Raw genomic sequence first — 295 nt, 5'->3', positions numbered from 1 at the left:
GAGCACGACGATGTCGTGGTCGCCCGCCGGGTACGTGTGCTCCACCGAGCACTCCATCCAGATCGGTGCCCCCTCGAGGAACACCGCGCCCGTGTCGGACACCGTCGTGTCCACGCCGACGAAGCGCACGGACTTGTCGCGCGAGGCGAGCTGCCGCGTGACGTTCTCGTGCCGTTCGCCGAGCACCGAGACGCCGATGGACTCCGCTCCGGCGAGCGCCGGCCACGTGGACGACGAGTGCTGCACGGCGAACATCACGAGCGGTGGGTCCTGCGAGACGCCGACGGTGAAGGAC

General features: G+C 69.8%; 1 protein-coding gene. It reads right to left on the bottom strand.

Translation table 11 applies throughout. The annotated features are described in order from the left end of the window. On the bottom strand, positions 1-295 hold a 295-nt coding region (locus BIV01_RS16755; RefSeq protein WP_139199497.1), incomplete at both ends, for a flavin reductase family protein.

It is taken from the genome of Curtobacterium sp. MCBA15_013, assembly GCF_001865095.1.
In the GTDB taxonomy this organism is placed as follows: domain Bacteria; phylum Actinomycetota; class Actinomycetes; order Actinomycetales; family Microbacteriaceae; genus Curtobacterium.
Note: the sequence above shows the minus strand (reverse complement) of the source record. Positions and strands in the feature narration are given on the sequence as shown.